We start from the raw sequence: 225 nt of genomic DNA on the forward strand, positions 1-225 counted from the left end.
GATCAAAATCAAAGCGTGCAGGATTCTTTTTTGTAGTATGCACCAGATGCTCTGCAGCATTAAACCGCCTTTTGGCATCCGGTATCTCTGCCAGTTCTTCCCACACCTGCTCATATATTTCTGTCAGGTAACAGACCGCAGACCGGTAGATTTCCAGTGTCTGGCGGACTGGGATATTCTGTTTTCGTAATTCTACGCCATAGCTGGATACGGTCTGCATCTCTT

Annotated in this window: 1 pseudogene; it reads right to left on the bottom strand. The window is 46.7% G+C overall.

Annotated features, from left to right (window positions below):
- Window positions 1–225 (bottom strand): annotated as a pseudogene (locus LJE12_RS19935) (IS200/IS605 family accessory protein TnpB-related protein); the annotation flags it as partial.

Origin of the sequence: Blautia sp. DFI.6.71, from assembly GCF_020593585.1 — a bacterium.
GTDB lineage: Bacteria > Bacillota > Clostridia > Lachnospirales > Lachnospiraceae > Blautia_A > Blautia_A wexlerae.